Below are 14,312 nucleotides of genomic sequence, written 5' to 3'. Positions count from 1 at the left end.
GTTCGTCGAGGAGAATAGTATGTTCAGGTCACTGATTATTGCAGCAATTTTGCTGGCATCAGCGCCAATGATTGCCAATGCTGGCGAGGTCACCCTGCTGCCATCCATCAAATTACAAATTGGCGATCGCGATAATTACGGAAATTACTGGGATGGCGGTGGCTGGCGCGATCGCGATTACTGGCATCGAAATTATGAATGGCGCGATAAGCGCTGGTGGCGCCATGATAATGGCCGTCATCGCGGCTGGGACAACCGTAAAGCCTATGAGCGCGGCTACCGTGAAGGCTGGGGCGACCGCGACGATCACCGTGGGTGGGGCGGTCGTGGACACGGACATCGCCACTAACCGGTTAGCGTCAGAGCCCTTTTCTGATAAGGGCTCTGAAATTTCCTGATACTTCAGATTAACGCTTCCTGCGGGATCATATTCTTCAGCGAAAAGAGTGCGTTGACTGAACTCCCTCCCAGCTTATTGAACAGATTGGCCCGGTGCGTATAGACGGTCTTCGGCGACAGGTTCAGTGCACTGGCGATCGCATTCACCTTCCTGCCATTCATCGTTTCACGCAGAATAAACGTCTCTTTCGCCGACAATGCTATGCGCTGCGGGTGTTTTATCGGCTGGCGAGAGGTTAAGCGCATGAGAGCGCTAAGCATTTCCGGGTACGGCGCTCTGGCACTCACCAGCAGGCTGGCTTCGCACAGGTATTTAAGTTTAAGCGTGTCGAGGAGAAGCATTAAACGGCAGCGTTTATGTAACGCAGCAGCAGCCTCAAAACAGGCGGCGGTGGTGTGATTGAGATAAAAGATGACAACATCATCTTCACTGACGGCGTCCATAAATCCCGGCGTATCGACTGAAACATACTGAGCGGTAAAACCGGCGTCCTGCACCAGAGCAGAAACACCGGCGCGCAAGTAAATATCATCACTAATGATAAATGTGCTTTTCATACGGCAAAACGGCCTGCAAATCTGAAATCGGTTCAGCTGCAGCATGCCATCACCGCGCCCCTTCGCCGCAGTGATTTAGCCTTATCTAAGAATATAAGAAATCAATAATGAGGTTTTAATCAAGCTGTTACAGCCCGAACGCGGTTCCAATCAGCAGCCAGCCGTTGAGCGCAACAACCAGTACCACAATGATCCAGCCAGTCCGGCGGATAAGCGTGGTATTAACCAGATCGCCCATCAGTTTTTTATCACTGGTGAACACCAGTAGCGGCACCAGCGCCAGCGCAATCCCGAAGCTCAACAGCACCTGGCTCATCACCAGAATACGGGTCGGCTCAAGCCCGAGCAGGATCACAATAAACGATGGCAGCATGGTGACAGTACGGCGGAACCACAGCGGAATGTGGAATCGGATAAAGCCCTGCATCACCACCTGCCCTGCCAGGGTTCCCACCACGGTAGACGACAGGCCCGCTGCAATCAGACTCAACCCAAAGATGGTCGCCGCCGCGTGGCTAAGCAACGGCTCAAGCGTCAGATAAGCCTGATCGAGATCCGCGATCCCGGTGTGACCGTTGAAGTGGAAAGCGGCGGCGGCAGTCGCCATCATCGCCAGATTCACAAAACCGGCGATCGTCATTGCGATACCCACGTCCCAGCGGGTCGCGTTATAGCGTTCCTGGCGGGTACCGCCGTGCAGGTGCTGCGTTAAGGAAGAGTGGAGATAAATCACGTGTGGCATGATCGTGGCGCCGAGCACCCCGGCGGCGAGGAACACCGCTTCGCTGGTCGGTAGCGACGGCAGGACCATACCTTTTGCCAGCGCGGCGAGCTTTGGCTGCGAGAATACCAGCTCAACGATATAGGCCGCAGCGACGAACAGCAGCAGACCGCCTATCACTTTCTCCAGCGGTTTCTGCCCGCGGCGTTGCAGCATTAATATAAGGAAGGTGGCGATACCGGTCAGCACCGCGCCCTGCAACAGCGATACGCCGAAAATCAGCTTGAAGCCAATTGCGGCACCGATAAACTCCGCCAGGTCGGTTGCCATGGCGATGATTTCCGCCTGCACCCAGTAGAACCAGACCAGCGGACGCGGATAGTGATCGCGGATTTGTTCGGCGAGGTTTTTGCCGGTGGCAATGCCAAGCTTGGCGGAGAGGACCTGAATCAGCATCGCCATCAGGTTGGCCCATACCACTACCCACAGCAGTTGATAGCCGAAGCTGGCCCCGGCCTGGATGTTGGTCGCAAAGTTACCTGGATCAATATAACCGATGGCAGCAATGAACGCCGGTCCCATTAACGCGAACCTCATCTTGCGCGTCGCCCGACCGCTGCTACTCTCAACGCGACTGTTATCCATCATCTGCCTCTAAATATAGCCTTTGCTATGTTTCATATTACTAAAGTGCGAATGATTATCAAGTTCATTTAGAAAGGTGATAATGATTGCTCTGATAGATATGAACGATAGCGTTGCTGGGGTCGGTGGAGGTGACAGGCAAACATGTGCAACACGTGCTACCTTGTCATCAAGGTTAGTACAACAACACAACTTTTAACACATTTACTCAACATAACAAAAATGTATGGTCTGTCACTATTTTTGAGTTTGCTCACAGCTTGTAACTATAGTGCGCGTCAGATCTCGTTTTCTTTTAGCTTGTTGCATAGAATGTGCACTGAAATTTAACCTGCATCATATTTGGAGCAAATATGGACCGCGTCCTTCACTTTGTCCTGGCGCTTGTCGTCGTGGCGATCCTGGCTTTGCTGGTAAGCAGCAATCGCAAGCAAATTCGCATTCGTTATGTTATTCAATTACTTGTGATTGAAGTTTTACTCGCCTGGTTCTTCCTTAACTCAGATGTTGGCCTGGGATTTGTGAAAGGCTTCTCCGAGATGTTCGAAAAACTTCTCGGCTTTGCGAATGATGGCACCAACTTCGTCTTCGGCAATATGAATGACAAAGGTCTGGCGTTCTTCTTCCTGAAAGTGCTGTGCCCTATCGTCTTTATCTCTGCACTGATCGGTATCCTGCAGCACATCCGCATTCTGCCTATCATTATTCGTGCGATTGGTACCGTGCTGTCGAAAGTCAACGGCATGGGTAAACTGGAATCTTTCAACGCCGTCAGCTCCCTGATCCTGGGTCAGTCTGAAAACTTCATCGCCTATAAAGATATCCTCGGCAAGATGTCCCGTAACCGCATGTACACCATGGCGGCTACCGCGATGTCTACCGTGTCCATGTCTATCGTTGGCGCCTACATGACCATGCTGGAACCGAAGTATGTGGTCGCCGCGCTGGTCCTGAACATGTTCAGCACCTTTATCGTTCTGTCGCTTATCAACCCGTACCGCGTTGAAGCCAGCGAAGAGAACATTCAGATGTCTAACCTGCACGAAGGCCAGAGCTTCTTCGAAATGCTGGGTGAGTACATTCTGGCAGGCTTCAAAGTGGCGATTATCGTTGCCGCAATGCTGATTGGTTTCATCGCGCTTATCGCTGCGCTGAACGCCCTGTTCGCGACCGTAACCGGCTGGTTCGGCTACAGCATCTCCTTCCAGGGGATTCTGGGCTACATCTTCTATCCGGTTGCATGGGTAATGGGCGTGCCGTCTGGCGAAGCGCTGCGCGTGGGCAGCATCATGGCGACCAAACTGGTTTCTAACGAATTCGTTGCGATGATGGATCTGCAGAAAGTTGCCGCTGAACTCTCCCCGCGTGCGGTAGGTATTCTGTCCGTCTTCCTGGTATCCTTCGCTAACTTCTCTTCTATCGGTATCATCGCTGGTGCGATCAAAGGCCTGAATGAAGAGCAAGGTAACGTGGTATCCCGCTTCGGTCTGAAACTGGTTTACGGTTCAACCCTAGTGAGCGTCCTGTCTGCATCTATCGCAGCACTGGTACTGTAAGACTGCTTTAACGAAAAACCGGGACCTTGCGTCCCGGTTTTTTTATGCCTGTAATTCCTCGAGTGGCCGTGGTTTGCCAAGCAAATAGCCCTGCAGATAATCCACGCCCAGTTGCAACAGCAGCGCTCTTTGCTCTTCAGTCTCAACATATTCGGCAACCACCGTCAGATGCTTTACTTTCGCCAGCGAGCAAATCGATTTCACAATCATTGCATCCATTGACTCTGTCATGATGTCCCGCACGAAGCAGCCATCAATCTTAACGATATCGGCCTCGACGCGCTTCAGGCGCTCAAAGTTGGCATAACCGGTACCAAAGTCGTCGATAGCAATCTGGCAGCCGTATTCGCGCAGTTGCTGAATGTTGTTGACGCTGGTTTCCGAGTTCGAGAATGCTTGTTCTTCAGTGATTTCGATGACGACCGTGCCGGGAGCCACCTGATAGCGTTCAAAGAGGGCAATAATCTCGCTGGCGCTCTCTTTTTGCATGAGCGTAGAGGGCATCAGGTTCACCGAAAACCGCTGCCCAGGATGGTTGCTGAGCGCTCTGAACAGCGTCTCCAGCACCTGCATATCAAAACGCTTACTCAGGTTAAATTGGGTAATTATCGGGATGAATTTATCAGGCGTCATGACGCCGTCTTCGCTGCGTAAGCGCGACAGGATTTCGTAATACCCCTCACCTTCACCATTAACAATCGGCTGCGCGAAGAGCCGTAAATCGTCGTTTTCCAGCGCCTGCTTTATCTGATTGAGCAGCAGCACGCGCTCGGTAGTGTTGCCAGATACCGCCGCTTTCCGGCTGTTCAGCGCCAGCACCCGGCGTGACGCGCAGGCCCGCTCCGACAGCCAGCTCAGTTGGCCAAGCGTATGGTGCAAATCCTCATCCTGTGCGTCCACCACGCTCCAGGATGCGCCAAACTGCAGCGGCAGTACCGTGTTATTCCAGACGATATTGCGATGATTAAGCACATCAACAATATGGGTCAGCCGCTCCGCCACCTCGCTGCCGTTCAGCACCAGCAGCAGCTCGCTGCCTGGAAGCTGAAACCAGCTCTCTTTCGCACCCAGCAGTGGTTGCAGTTCGCGGGCGATGGTTCGCTTGCAGTGTACCCGCATCATCATGCCGTAATGACGGCTCAGAAACTCAAGGTTATCAATACGCAGGCAGCAGAGGCTTACCTGTTTTCGCGTAGAGAGCGCGTACTCCAGCGCCCGCAGGTTAGGAAGCCCGGTGAGCGGATCCTGCATCGCCTGGTTCTGCCACTTCCGCTTGAGCAGGTCGCTACGCGCCCAGGTCTGAGCCATATAGAGCATGCATATCGTGAATGAAATGAGCGCTGACATGATAAACGCCAGAGAGTATTCGGTTTGCACCCCCTGCAGGAAATTACCGTTGTTCCACACCAGCAGATAAGCCGACAGCGCCCAGGCGAGACTCATCAGCGTCCAGGTCAGCTTCCCCACCCCGAGGAAAAAGAGGATAAAGATGAGCGGTACCAGATAACCGGCAATGTAATCCGATTTAAAAGGCGCGCAGAGCAGCAGCAGAATCGCGGTGAGCGTCGCAAACCAGTACAGCGTGAAATAGCGTCGCTGACGGCAATAGCTCGGCTGCACATTGCGTCGCCAGAAGGTACGGGCGTAGCGTGGATTCAACAGCATGCGCATCGGGTAATAGAACAGCAGCATAAAGACCAGCGAGGCGCTAATCAGTCCCTGCACGTCAACAATCATGTAGATAACCGATGACGATCCAAAAAAGCTCGAAATTTCGACCGGAAATGAAAAACACTCGCCGGCCAAATACATCGAGCCCTTGAATATCGCGGGCGTCACAAAGCAGAACCAAAAAATACGGACTCCCATGCTGCCTTTCGCAAAGCCAACGCGCCAGCGTCGGCCCAGTAGCCCACGCACCACGATGGCGCTGACGAAAACACCGAACAGCTGGCAAAACAGTAAAATAGAAGACTGTGGCTGCGGCAGATCCAGCCGCCAGTCGTTGTTTAAGCCAAAGGTGATAATTAACGGCAGCACCGCGTGGCGGCCAAACAGCATCAGCACAGCCAGGGTCACACTGAGCGGTAACCAGGCAAGATAAATATCGTTACCGTCGATAACCGCTTTCGGCGAAATGAAGCGCGAGAAGGGAATAAAAATCAGACACAGGGCAAGCGCAAGCAGACCTTTTTTCATTGGAGCATTGAGTATAAAACGCATTATCGTCTGGTTGCTTTCCTGAGCTCATTTATTAACGGCACAAATAGTCAGGTGATTCGCACTGCAAATCAAGTTTACCTAAGGTGAAAAAATCTTAGTTTTCTTAAGGGTAGAGATATCAGTGGATTAGCGGTGGGAGACTAAGAAAATAAATCCTGATTTACAAAGCAAAAAACCCCCGCCGGGGCGAGGGTTTCGAATTTTGGTGGAGCTAAGCGGGATCGAACCGCTGACCTCTTGCATGCCATGCAAGCGCTCTCCCAGCTGAGCTATAGCCCCACAGTGTCTTTACATTCCAAATCCGCTGGGTGCAGGATTTGGTGGAGCTAAGCGGGATCGAACCGCTGACCTCTTGCATGCCATGCAAGCGCTCTCCCAGCTGAGCTATAGCCCCATCATGTAAAGCTGTCGTGTTGACGGGCGGCATAATATGAATTCCATTGCCAGGTGTCAACGGCAAAATCTTCACTCTCTAATCAACCGCTGAAAAAGCAAGCAAATGAAAGACATTGCGAGCTTGCTCGCAAGCAGTAGTTAAAGCCGTCACGTTTTCATTTAAAAGGATGCTATAACATGAAGCACTAATTCCCACACTTCCCGTCAGGAAATACTATGCTCAAGGAACGAATGACACCGGAGGAAATTGCCCACCTTACCGGCTACAGCCGACAAACCATCAACAAATGGGTGCGTAAAGAAGGTTGGGAGACCTCCCCTCGCCCCGGCGTTCAGGGTGGCAAGGCCCGCCTTGTTCATGTAAACGAACGCGTCAGGGAATTTATTCGCAGCGCACAGCGTGCCGCCAGCGATGCAGGAGCCGTTAATACCGGCAACCCTCGTTTTGACTCTCTTCTTCTTACTCTTGCCAAGGAAATGACCAACGCTGAACGCGAGCAACTCACTACCCTGTTAATACGCGAAGGGATCACCGGGTTGTTGCAGCGTCTGGGCATTCGAAACTGATTACGACATGAAAATACTGCACAGCAAAATGACTACCGAAGAACTGGCCCAATGCCTCGGCATGGCGAAACAAACTGTAAATCGGTGGATCCGCGAACAAGAATGGCAAACCGAAGTAATCCCGGGCGTGAAAGGCGGTCGGGCACGGTTGATCCATATCGATAATCGCGTGCGCGAATACCTCGCCAATACGCCAGCCCTTCGCCACTGGTCTACGCAGTACCAGCTGGCTGAACCGGTGCAAAGCTACGCCGCCCGGGAAGACTCTCCCGCTCTGCGGCAAATCTCCGATACGCTACATATGATGACTGACGCTGAGAAGCAGCGGCTGGCGGTACTGCTGGCGCGAGAAGGGATCAGCGGTTTTCTTTCGCGTTTAGGCATTGCCGACGCGGCTCTGGTCAATTAAGACAAAAAAAAACGGCAGGGTCATCCTGCCGTTTTTCATTTGAGGCCGCTTATTGCTGCGCTTCGCGCTCTGCAATGTAGCCCAGCGCTTTATTGATGCGTTCAATGCTGCGGGATTTACCGATAGCATGAACGGTAACATCGAGTGCCGGAGACTGGCCAGCACCGGTGACGGCAACGCGCAGCGGCATGCCGACTTTACCCATACCCACTTCCAGCTCATCGGCGGTTGCCTGAATCGCGTGATGAACGTTTTCTGCCGTCCATTCCGTGATGGCTGCAAGCTTATCACGCACCACTTCCAGCGGCTGACGCGCAACCGGACGCAGGTGTTTTTTCGCCGCATCTGCGTCAAACTCAGCAAAATCTTCGTAGAAATAACGGCAGCTCTGGGCCATTTCTTTCAGCGTTTTGCAGCGTTCGCCCAGCAGTTTTACCAGCTCAGAGAGCTGCGGGCCGGTACGGGTGTCGATGTTTTCCTGCTCGATATGCCACTGCAGGTGAGTCGCCACGTATTCCGGTGCCAGCGTATTAATGTAGTGGTGGTTCAGCCACAGGAGTTTATCCGTGTTGAACGCACTTGCAGATTTGCTGACCGCTCCCAGAGAGAACAGCTTGATCATCTCTTCGCGGGTGAAGATCTCCTGGTCACCGCTGGACCAGCCCAGACGCACCAGATAGTTGAGCAGCGCTTCCGGCAGATAGCCGTCGTCGCGATACTGCATCACACTCACCGCGCCGTGACGTTTGGAAAGCTTTTTACCGTCGTCGCCGTTGATCATGGAAACGTGCGCGTACACCGGTACCGGCGCGTTCAGCGCTTTCAGGATGTTGATCTGGCGCGGGGTATTGTTGATATGGTCTTCACCACGGATAACGTGAGTGATTTCCATATCCCAGTCATCGACCACCACGCAGAAGTTGTAGGTCGGGGAGCCGTCGGTGCGGCGGATAATCAGATCGTCGAGTTCCTGGTTGCTGAACTCGATAGGGCCACGGATCTGGTCATCGAAAATTACGGAGCCATCCTGCGGGTTGGCAAAACGCACAACGCAAGGCTCATCGGCAGCATGATGCTCATGACCGTGGCGGCAGCGGCCGTCATAACGCGGCTTTTCACCGTTCGCCATCTGCTCTTCGCGCAGGGCTTCCAGACGCTCTTTAGAGCAATAGCACTTATAGGCAGTGCCAGCGACCAGCATTTCATCAATGACGGCGTTGTAGCGATCAAAACGTTTGGTCTGGAAGTACGGGCCTTCGTCCCACTCCAGGTTCAGCCAGTTCATTCCATCCATAATGGCTTCGATAGCTTCCGGGGTGGAGCGTTCGAGATCGGTATCTTCAATACGCAGCACAAACTCACCGTCGTGGTTGCGAGCAAAAAGCCAGGAATAGAGAGCAGTTCGTGCACCGCCGACGTGCAGGTAGCCGGTCGGGCTTGGCGCGAAGCGAGTTTTGATTTTCATGAAAAGGCCTTACGTTGGTATAGATGCCGACAACCGGCACATCCGAAAAAGGAGACGGCGGATATTCTATCACTGTGGCTTGATTCCTCAACGTTGTTCCCCTGCAAACGCGATGGAATGCCATTTTTGTTTATAAATCAGACCGCATGGGTGGTTTTGCGATCGTTTTGCCTAAAATTACGACGAACGAACAATTTCTTTAGAAAATGCGTTGACTCATTTTCAACTCTCCCTATAATGCGACTCCACACAGCGGGGGTGATTAGCTCAGCTGGGAGAGCACCTCCCTTACAAGGAGGGGGTCGGCGGTTCGAACCCGTCATCACCCACCAACTACTTTATGTAGTCTCCGCCGTGTAAAGCAAGAAATTGAGAAGTGGGTGATTAGCTCAGCTGGGAGAGCACCTCCCTTACAAGGAGGGGGTCGGCGGTTCGATCCCGTCATCACCCACCACTTTCTCGCCAGCTGGATTTCTTGTTGTAGTATGTGAAGTACCGAAGTGGGTGATTAGCTCAGCTGGGAGAGCACCTCCCTTACAAGGAGGGGGTCGGCGGTTCGATCCCGTCATCACCCACCACTTCGGGTCGTTAGCTCAGTTGGTAGAGCAGTTGACTTTTAATCAATTGGTCGCAGGTTCGAATCCTGCACGACCCACCAATGTAAGAAGGCGCCCTAAAGGCGCCTTTTTGCTATCTGCAATTCATCTGGCATCTCCGCCACCTACCAGTATTCGTATCAAGAATCCCGCCGCAGTGCCGATATTGCTATTTTACGGCAAGAAGGAATTCGTGATGACCACCATTCTGACATCAACACCACTACTCCAGGGCGGCAAAACTGACGGTCCGCAGGGTGATGATACCGCGGCGCAAATCGCGCGCATCACCAAGAAGATTTCCGAGCTTATTCAGAAGCTAAAGGATATTCCTGGCTCCAACGCCAGCGTCGAAGAGAAGAAAAAGCAGCAGGAACTGCTGCAAATGCAAATCAAGGTACTGCAGGCGCAGCTGGCGCAGCTGATGCGTAAGCAGGCGGAAGAGGCTCAGCAGAAGCAGGATCAAAAAGCCGCGAAAGACGCTGGCGCGATTGTCCCGGTCGGCAAAAACCAGATTGACGTTTATATCTGATAGAGCGGGTCATCCACGCGAGCAGCGGTCAACACCTGCGCCTGCTCGCGTACCACTTCCCACAGCGCCTGCGCCGCAGCAGACAATGAGCGATTTTTCCTGCGCACCAGCATCAGCTGACGTTCAACCACCGGAGTCAAACGTTTTACGCACAGCTGGTTGCCCTGCGGCAACGGCAGCGCCAGCGCGGGCAGCACGCTGATACCGATCCCGGCTTCAACCATCGGAAAGAGCGTTGCCGGATGACCTATCTCCTGCACTATCTTTGCCTCTATCCCGTGTCGCAACAGGGCGGTATCGATAAGTGGACGACTGCCAGAGGCATAATCCTGTAGCACCAGCCTTTCTCCCTGTAATGCCTGCCACGGCACATGCGGCAACTGGCTTAAAGGGTGGTTCATCCCACAGAGCAAAAGAAAGGGTTCAGACAACACCGATTCACACTGCAAATCACCAACCACCCCGGGATCGATGACAATACCGAAATCCACTTCTCCCTGACGAATACTTTCCAGCACCCACTGCTGCGGCCTGTCGTGCAGCACAAAATCGATATGCGGGTAGCGCTGGTTGCTGCTGGCGATACACTGCGGAATGAGGTGCGCGGAAATCGTCTGGCTCGCCGCGACTCTTACCAGACCACTCAGCTGCGTACCCACCCGCCCGGCTTCACGCAGCGTACTGTGCAATTCATCAAGCAAACGCTCAAGACGAGAAGCCAGCTGCTGCCCCGCTTCGGTTAACACCACCTCACGGGTAGTGCGGTCCAGAAGGCGTACACCGGTCTGCAGCTCCAGCTCCTTCACGCTATGGCTCACGGCCGACTGGCTAAGGCCGATAATCTCCCCTGCCCGGCTGAAGCTTTTTGCCTGAGCGACGGTAATGAAAACTTTTAACTGACGCAGCGAGTAATTCATCGTTTCAATTCATGAATGGATTCAATAAATCAATTTTATTTCTCAAAACAGAAAACGCAAAATAGCAGCATCGAATTTCAGGAGTATCTATGAAACTGTTTCGAATCCTCGATCCCTTTACCCTAACGCTTGTCTGCACCGTTTTACTGGCCTCTTTCTTCCCGGCCCGCGGCGGTTTTGTTCCGTTTTTTGAAGGACTGACCACCGCCGCTATTGCCCTGCTGTTTTTCATGCACGGCGCAAAGCTGTCCCGCGCGGCTATCATTGCCGGGGGCAGCCACTGGCGACTGCATCTGTGGGTGATGTGCAGTACCTTTGTTCTCTTTCCTGTGCTCGGCGTGTTATTCGCCTGGTGGGCACCCGTTAACGTCGACCCGGCGCTGTACACGGGCTTTTTATACCTGTGTATTTTGCCTGCTACCGTGCAGTCTGCCATCGCTTTCACCTCCCTTGCCGGGGGTAACGTTGCGGCAGCGGTCTGCTCGGCCTCGGCTTCAAGCCTGCTTGGGATCTTCCTTTCCCCGCTGCTGGTAGGGCTGGTGATGAATATCCACGGTGCGGAGGGCAGCCTTGAGCAGGTGGGCAAAATTATGCTGCAACTGCTGCTGCCGTTCGTGCTTGGGCATTTATCGCGACCGTGGATCGGTGACTGGGTCAGTCGTCATAAGAAGTTAATTGGCAAAACGGATCAGAGCTCGATTCTGCTGGTCGTTTACTCGGCCTTCAGCGAAGCGGTGGTGAACGGGATCTGGCACAAAGTGGGTATCGGATCGCTGCTGTTTATCGTGGTGGTCAGCCTTGTTCTGCTGGCTATTGTTATCGTGGTGAATGTTATCGTGGCGCGCAAATGCGGGTTCAGTAAAGCCGATGAGATCACTATCGTCTTCTGCGGTTCGAAAAAGAGCCTCGCCAACGGCGTACCCATGGCGAATATTCTCTTCCCGACATCAATGATTGGCATGATGGTGCTGCCGTTGATGATTTTCCATCAGATCCAGCTGATGGTCTGCGCGGTGCTGGCGCGTCGCTATAAACGCCAGACTGACAAACTCCATGCGCAGGAGCAGGCCCGCGCTTAACGCGAGCGCTTCAGGGGCTGAACCAGATGCGTCAGCCCCTCGGTTTTAATCAGCAGCGTAATTGCCATTAGCTCACCGAGACGCCCGGCAGGAAATTCATCCTTACGGGCAAACCACAGCAGATACTCTTCAGGCACATCAATCAGACAGCGCCCCTTGTACTTACCAAACGGCATTTCGGTGTTGGCAATTTCAATCAGCTGCTCTTTGTCCACATTACTCTCCCAGCAGGCGGATCATTTCGGCTTCATCAATCACCGCAATGCCCAGCTCCTGTGCTTTCGCAAGCTTAGAGCCCGCCGCTTCACCGGCGATCACCAGGTCGGTTTTTTTCGACACGCTACCGGCGACTTTTGCTCCCAGCGCCACCAACCGCGCTTTGGCATCGTCACGTGACATCAGGCTCAGGCTGCCGGTCAGAACTACCGTTTTCCCGGCAAACGGGCTATCTATCTCTTCGGCGTTAACCACCACGGGGGCAGGCCAGCTAACGCCCTCTTTCAGCAGTTGCTGGATAACCTCACGGTTACTCGCTTCAGCGAAGAAGTTAAAAACGTGAGTCGCAACGACGATGCCGACGTCCGGTACCTTCTGCAGTTCTTCAATGGACGCCGCTTCCAGCGCCTCCAGTGAGCCAAAATAACCCGCCAGGCCAGCGGCGGTAGCCTCTCCGACTTCACGGATACCCAGGCCGTAGAGGAAACGGGCAAACGTCGTTTGTTTGGCTTTTTCCAGCGCATTGACCACGTTCTGCGCCGACTTCGGCCCCATCCGATCAAGGCCCGTCAGCTTACCGGCCGTCAGGGTAAAGAGATCGGCCGGGGTATGGACGTACTCTTTTTCCACCAGCTGGTCGATAATCTTGTCACCCATACCGTCAACGTCCATCGCGCGGCGGGAAACGAAATGCTTGAGCGCCTCTTTACGCTGTGCACCGCAGATAAGCCCACCGGTGCAGCGGGTTACCGCCTCGCCTTCTACGCGTTCGACGTCTGAGTGACATACCGGACAGTGCGTGGGAAACACGATTTCCTGGGTCTCTTCCGGGCGCTCGGAGAGCACCACGTTGACCACCTGCGGGATAACGTCCCCGGCGCGGCGGATCACCACCTTATCGCCAATACGCAGGCCAAGACGCTCAATCTCATCGGCGTTATGCAGCGTGGCGTTACTGACCAGTACACCCGCCACCTGAACCGGCTCAAGACGGGCCACCGGGGTAATCGCGCCGGTACGACCGACCTGGAACTCGACGTCGCGCACGAAGGTCATCTGCTCCTGCGCCGGGAACTTAAACGCCACCGCCCAACGCGGTGCCCGAGCGACAAAGCCCAGCTGTTCCTGCAGCGCCAGCGAGTTGACTTTAATCACTACGCCATCGATGTCGAAGCCGAGATGCGGACGGTCCTCTTCAACCTTGTGATAAAACGCCAGCACTTCTTCTGGTGATTCACACAGCGTGACCCGGTCGCTGACCGGCAGCCCCCACTCTTTAAACTGCAGCAGGCGGCCAAGATGCGTGTCCGGCAGTTCACCACCTTCAAGCACCCCGACGCCGTAGCAGAAGAAGGTCAGCGGACGTTTCGCGGTAATGCGCGGGTCGAGCTGGCGCAGCGAACCGGCCGCCGCGTTACGCGGGTTAGCAAAGACCTTGCCACCGGTGCGTCGCGCATCGTCGTTAATTTTTTCGAAACCGGCCTGTGGCAGGAACACTTCGCCGCGCACCTCAAGACGGGCCGGGATATTAGCTCCGCGCAGCTTCAACGGGATAGCGCGAATGGTCCGCACGTTGCTGGTGATGTCTTCCCCCGTTGTGCCGTCGCCACGGGTAGCGGCCTGTACCAGTTCGCCGTTCTCGTAAAGAATGCTCACCGCCAGACCATCGAGCTTCAGCTCGCAGCACCAGGTCAGCTTGTCGCTGTTTTTGAGTCGGTCCTGAACGCGTTTGTTAAAAGCCAGAAAGCTCTCTTCATCAAACACGTTGTCGAGCGACAGCATCGGCACTTCGTGGCGCACCTGGCTGAACGCCGCCAGTGGCTCAGCGCCAACGCGTTGGGTAGGCGAATCACGGGTGATAAGTTCAGGATGCTGTGCTTCCAGCTCACGCAGTTCACGCATCAGACGATCGTACTCCGCATCCGGGATCTCCGGGGCGTCCATCACGTGGTAAAGGTGTTCATGATGGCGAAGCGTGGTTCGCAGTTCAGTCAGTTGTTGTTCGATAGAGTGCATATCCCACCATCAATGAT

13 protein-coding genes and 6 tRNA genes are annotated in these 14,312 nt (G+C 54.1%); 10 read left to right on the top strand and 9 right to left on the bottom strand.

The window, feature by feature from the left end:
- The first annotated feature begins 19 nt into the window (after nucleotides 1-19).
- Nucleotides 20-349 (top strand): DUF2502 domain-containing protein YpeC, encoded by a 330-nt coding sequence (gene ypeC, locus C7387_RS01035; protein ID WP_006821041.1) that lies wholly within the window; start codon nucleotides 20-22, stop codon nucleotides 347-349.
- A gap of 53 nt (nucleotides 350-402) precedes the next feature.
- Here ypeC and C7387_RS23290 read toward each other — a convergent pair whose 3' ends face one another.
- Together C7387_RS23290 and C7387_RS01025 are read right to left on the bottom strand one after the other, a co-directional pair.
- The gene (locus tag C7387_RS23290) at nucleotides 403-957 is read right to left on the bottom strand and encodes a helix-turn-helix domain-containing protein (RefSeq protein WP_158592511.1); all 555 of its coding nucleotides are present in this window, start codon (nucleotides 955-957) and stop codon (nucleotides 403-405) included.
- A 127-nt stretch (nucleotides 958-1,084) separates the two neighbouring features.
- Nucleotides 1,085-2,323: an Nramp family divalent metal transporter gene (locus C7387_RS01025; protein WP_038256193.1), complete on the bottom strand. Its 1,239-nt coding sequence runs from the start codon at nucleotides 2,321-2,323 to the stop codon at nucleotides 1,085-1,087.
- A 353-nt stretch (nucleotides 2,324-2,676) separates the two neighbouring features.
- On the opposite strand from C7387_RS01025, the gene nupC reads away from it, so the two are divergent.
- Nucleotides 2,677-3,879 (top strand): nucleoside permease NupC, encoded by a 1,203-nt coding sequence (nupC, locus tag C7387_RS01020; protein ID WP_006821044.1) that lies wholly within the window; start codon nucleotides 2,677-2,679, stop codon nucleotides 3,877-3,879.
- A 42-nt stretch (nucleotides 3,880-3,921) separates the two neighbouring features.
- Here nupC and C7387_RS01015 read toward each other — a convergent pair whose 3' ends face one another.
- From C7387_RS01015 to C7387_RS01005, 3 genes are all read right to left on the bottom strand, one after another.
- On the bottom strand, nucleotides 3,922-6,102 hold the full coding sequence (locus tag C7387_RS01015) for an EAL domain-containing protein (protein WP_120815862.1): 2,181 nt from the start codon (nucleotides 6,100-6,102) through the stop codon (nucleotides 3,922-3,924).
- A gap of 203 nt (nucleotides 6,103-6,305) precedes the next feature.
- Nucleotides 6,306-6,381, bottom strand: a tRNA-Ala gene (locus C7387_RS01010).
- Between the two features lie 39 nt (nucleotides 6,382-6,420).
- A tRNA-Ala gene (locus tag C7387_RS01005) sits at nucleotides 6,421-6,496 on the bottom strand.
- A 218-nt stretch (nucleotides 6,497-6,714) separates the two neighbouring features.
- Here C7387_RS01005 and C7387_RS01000 point away from each other — a divergent pair.
- A complete protein-coding gene (locus C7387_RS01000; RefSeq protein WP_006821046.1) occupies nucleotides 6,715-7,065 on the top strand; it encodes a YfeC-like transcriptional regulator in 351 nt (116 codons plus the stop codon).
- 7 nt (nucleotides 7,066-7,072) lie between these two features.
- Nucleotides 7,073-7,474 carry a YfeC-like transcriptional regulator gene (locus C7387_RS00995; protein ID WP_006821047.1) on the top strand — a complete coding sequence of 134 codons (402 nt, stop codon included), beginning with the start codon at nucleotides 7,073-7,075 and terminating at the stop codon, nucleotides 7,472-7,474.
- A gap of 49 nt (nucleotides 7,475-7,523) precedes the next feature.
- Here C7387_RS00995 and gltX read toward each other — a convergent pair whose 3' ends face one another.
- Entirely contained in the window at nucleotides 7,524-8,939 is a 1,416-nt protein-coding gene (gene gltX, locus C7387_RS00990; RefSeq protein ID WP_038256190.1) for a glutamate--tRNA ligase, read from the bottom strand.
- 256 nt (nucleotides 8,940-9,195) lie between these two features.
- Between gltX and C7387_RS00985 the strand changes: the two genes are divergently transcribed.
- The 5 genes from C7387_RS00985 (at nucleotide 9,196) to C7387_RS00965 (ending at nucleotide 10,067) form a co-directional block, all read left to right on the top strand.
- A tRNA-Val gene (locus C7387_RS00985) sits at nucleotides 9,196-9,271 on the top strand.
- Between the two features lie 46 nt (nucleotides 9,272-9,317).
- Nucleotides 9,318-9,393, top strand: a tRNA-Val gene (locus tag C7387_RS00980).
- Between the two features lie 48 nt (nucleotides 9,394-9,441).
- Nucleotides 9,442-9,517, top strand: a tRNA-Val gene (locus tag C7387_RS00975).
- 4 nt (nucleotides 9,518-9,521) lie between these two features.
- Nucleotides 9,522-9,597, top strand: a tRNA-Lys gene (locus tag C7387_RS00970).
- Nucleotides 9,598-9,731: 134 nt separating this feature from the next.
- Nucleotides 9,732-10,067 carry a FlxA-like family protein gene (locus tag C7387_RS00965; RefSeq protein WP_038254823.1) on the top strand — a complete coding sequence of 112 codons (336 nt, stop codon included), beginning with the start codon at nucleotides 9,732-9,734 and terminating at the stop codon, nucleotides 10,065-10,067.
- On the opposite strand, the gene C7387_RS00960 is transcribed toward C7387_RS00965, so the two are convergent.
- Nucleotides 10,058-10,984 carry a LysR family transcriptional regulator gene (locus C7387_RS00960; RefSeq protein ID WP_120815861.1) on the bottom strand — a complete coding sequence of 309 codons (927 nt, stop codon included), beginning with the start codon at nucleotides 10,982-10,984 and terminating at the stop codon, nucleotides 10,058-10,060. The genes C7387_RS00965 and C7387_RS00960 overlap by 10 nt on opposite strands.
- A gap of 89 nt (nucleotides 10,985-11,073) precedes the next feature.
- On the opposite strand from C7387_RS00960, the gene C7387_RS00955 reads away from it, so the two are divergent.
- Entirely contained in the window at nucleotides 11,074-12,063 is a 990-nt protein-coding gene (locus tag C7387_RS00955; RefSeq protein ID WP_038254826.1) for a bile acid:sodium symporter family protein, read from the top strand.
- Here the strand turns inward: C7387_RS00955 and C7387_RS00950 are convergent.
- Together C7387_RS00950 and ligA are read right to left on the bottom strand one after the other, a co-directional pair.
- A complete protein-coding gene (locus C7387_RS00950) occupies nucleotides 12,060-12,278 on the bottom strand; it encodes a DUF3820 family protein (RefSeq protein WP_006821052.1) in 219 nt (72 codons plus the stop codon). The genes C7387_RS00955 and C7387_RS00950 overlap by 4 nt on opposite strands.
- A gap of 1 nt (nucleotide 12,279) precedes the next feature.
- A complete protein-coding gene (gene ligA, locus C7387_RS00945; protein ID WP_006821053.1) occupies nucleotides 12,280-14,295 on the bottom strand; it encodes an NAD-dependent DNA ligase LigA in 2,016 nt (671 codons plus the stop codon).
- Between the last annotated feature and the right edge of the window lie 17 nt (nucleotides 14,296-14,312).

It is taken from the genome of Yokenella regensburgei, assembly GCF_003634235.1.
Lineage (GTDB): Bacteria > Pseudomonadota > Gammaproteobacteria > Enterobacterales > Enterobacteriaceae > Yokenella > Yokenella regensburgei.
Note: the sequence above shows the minus strand (reverse complement) of the source record. Positions and strands in the feature narration are given on the sequence as shown.

What these genes read in the sequence shown, in the direction of transcription:
- ypeC (WP_006821041.1), top strand. Translation starts at nt 20, where the DNA reads ATGTTCAGGTCACTGATTATTGCAGCAATTTTGCTGGCATCAGCGCCA.
- C7387_RS23290 (WP_158592511.1), bottom strand. Translation starts at nt 957, where the DNA reads ATGAAAAGCACATTTATCATTAGTGATGATATTTACTTGCGCGCCGGT.
- C7387_RS01025 (WP_038256193.1), bottom strand. Translation starts at nt 2,323, where the DNA reads ATGGATAACAGTCGCGTTGAGAGTAGCAGCGGTCGGGCGACGCGCAAG.
- nupC (WP_006821044.1), top strand. Translation starts at nt 2,677, where the DNA reads ATGGACCGCGTCCTTCACTTTGTCCTGGCGCTTGTCGTCGTGGCGATC.
- C7387_RS01015 (WP_120815862.1), bottom strand. Translation starts at nt 6,102, where the DNA reads ATGCGTTTTATACTCAATGCTCCAATGAAAAAAGGTCTGCTTGCGCTT.
- C7387_RS01000 (WP_006821046.1), top strand. Translation starts at nt 6,715, where the DNA reads ATGCTCAAGGAACGAATGACACCGGAGGAAATTGCCCACCTTACCGGC.
- C7387_RS00995 (WP_006821047.1), top strand. Translation starts at nt 7,073, where the DNA reads ATGAAAATACTGCACAGCAAAATGACTACCGAAGAACTGGCCCAATGC.
- gltX (WP_038256190.1), bottom strand. Translation starts at nt 8,939, where the DNA reads ATGAAAATCAAAACTCGCTTCGCGCCAAGCCCGACCGGCTACCTGCAC.
- C7387_RS00965 (WP_038254823.1), top strand. Translation starts at nt 9,732, where the DNA reads ATGACCACCATTCTGACATCAACACCACTACTCCAGGGCGGCAAAACT.
- C7387_RS00960 (WP_120815861.1), bottom strand. Translation starts at nt 10,984, where the DNA reads ATGAATTACTCGCTGCGTCAGTTAAAAGTTTTCATTACCGTCGCTCAG.
- C7387_RS00955 (WP_038254826.1), top strand. Translation starts at nt 11,074, where the DNA reads ATGAAACTGTTTCGAATCCTCGATCCCTTTACCCTAACGCTTGTCTGC.
- ligA (WP_006821053.1), bottom strand. Translation starts at nt 14,295, where the DNA reads ATGCACTCTATCGAACAACAACTGACTGAACTGCGAACCACGCTTCGC.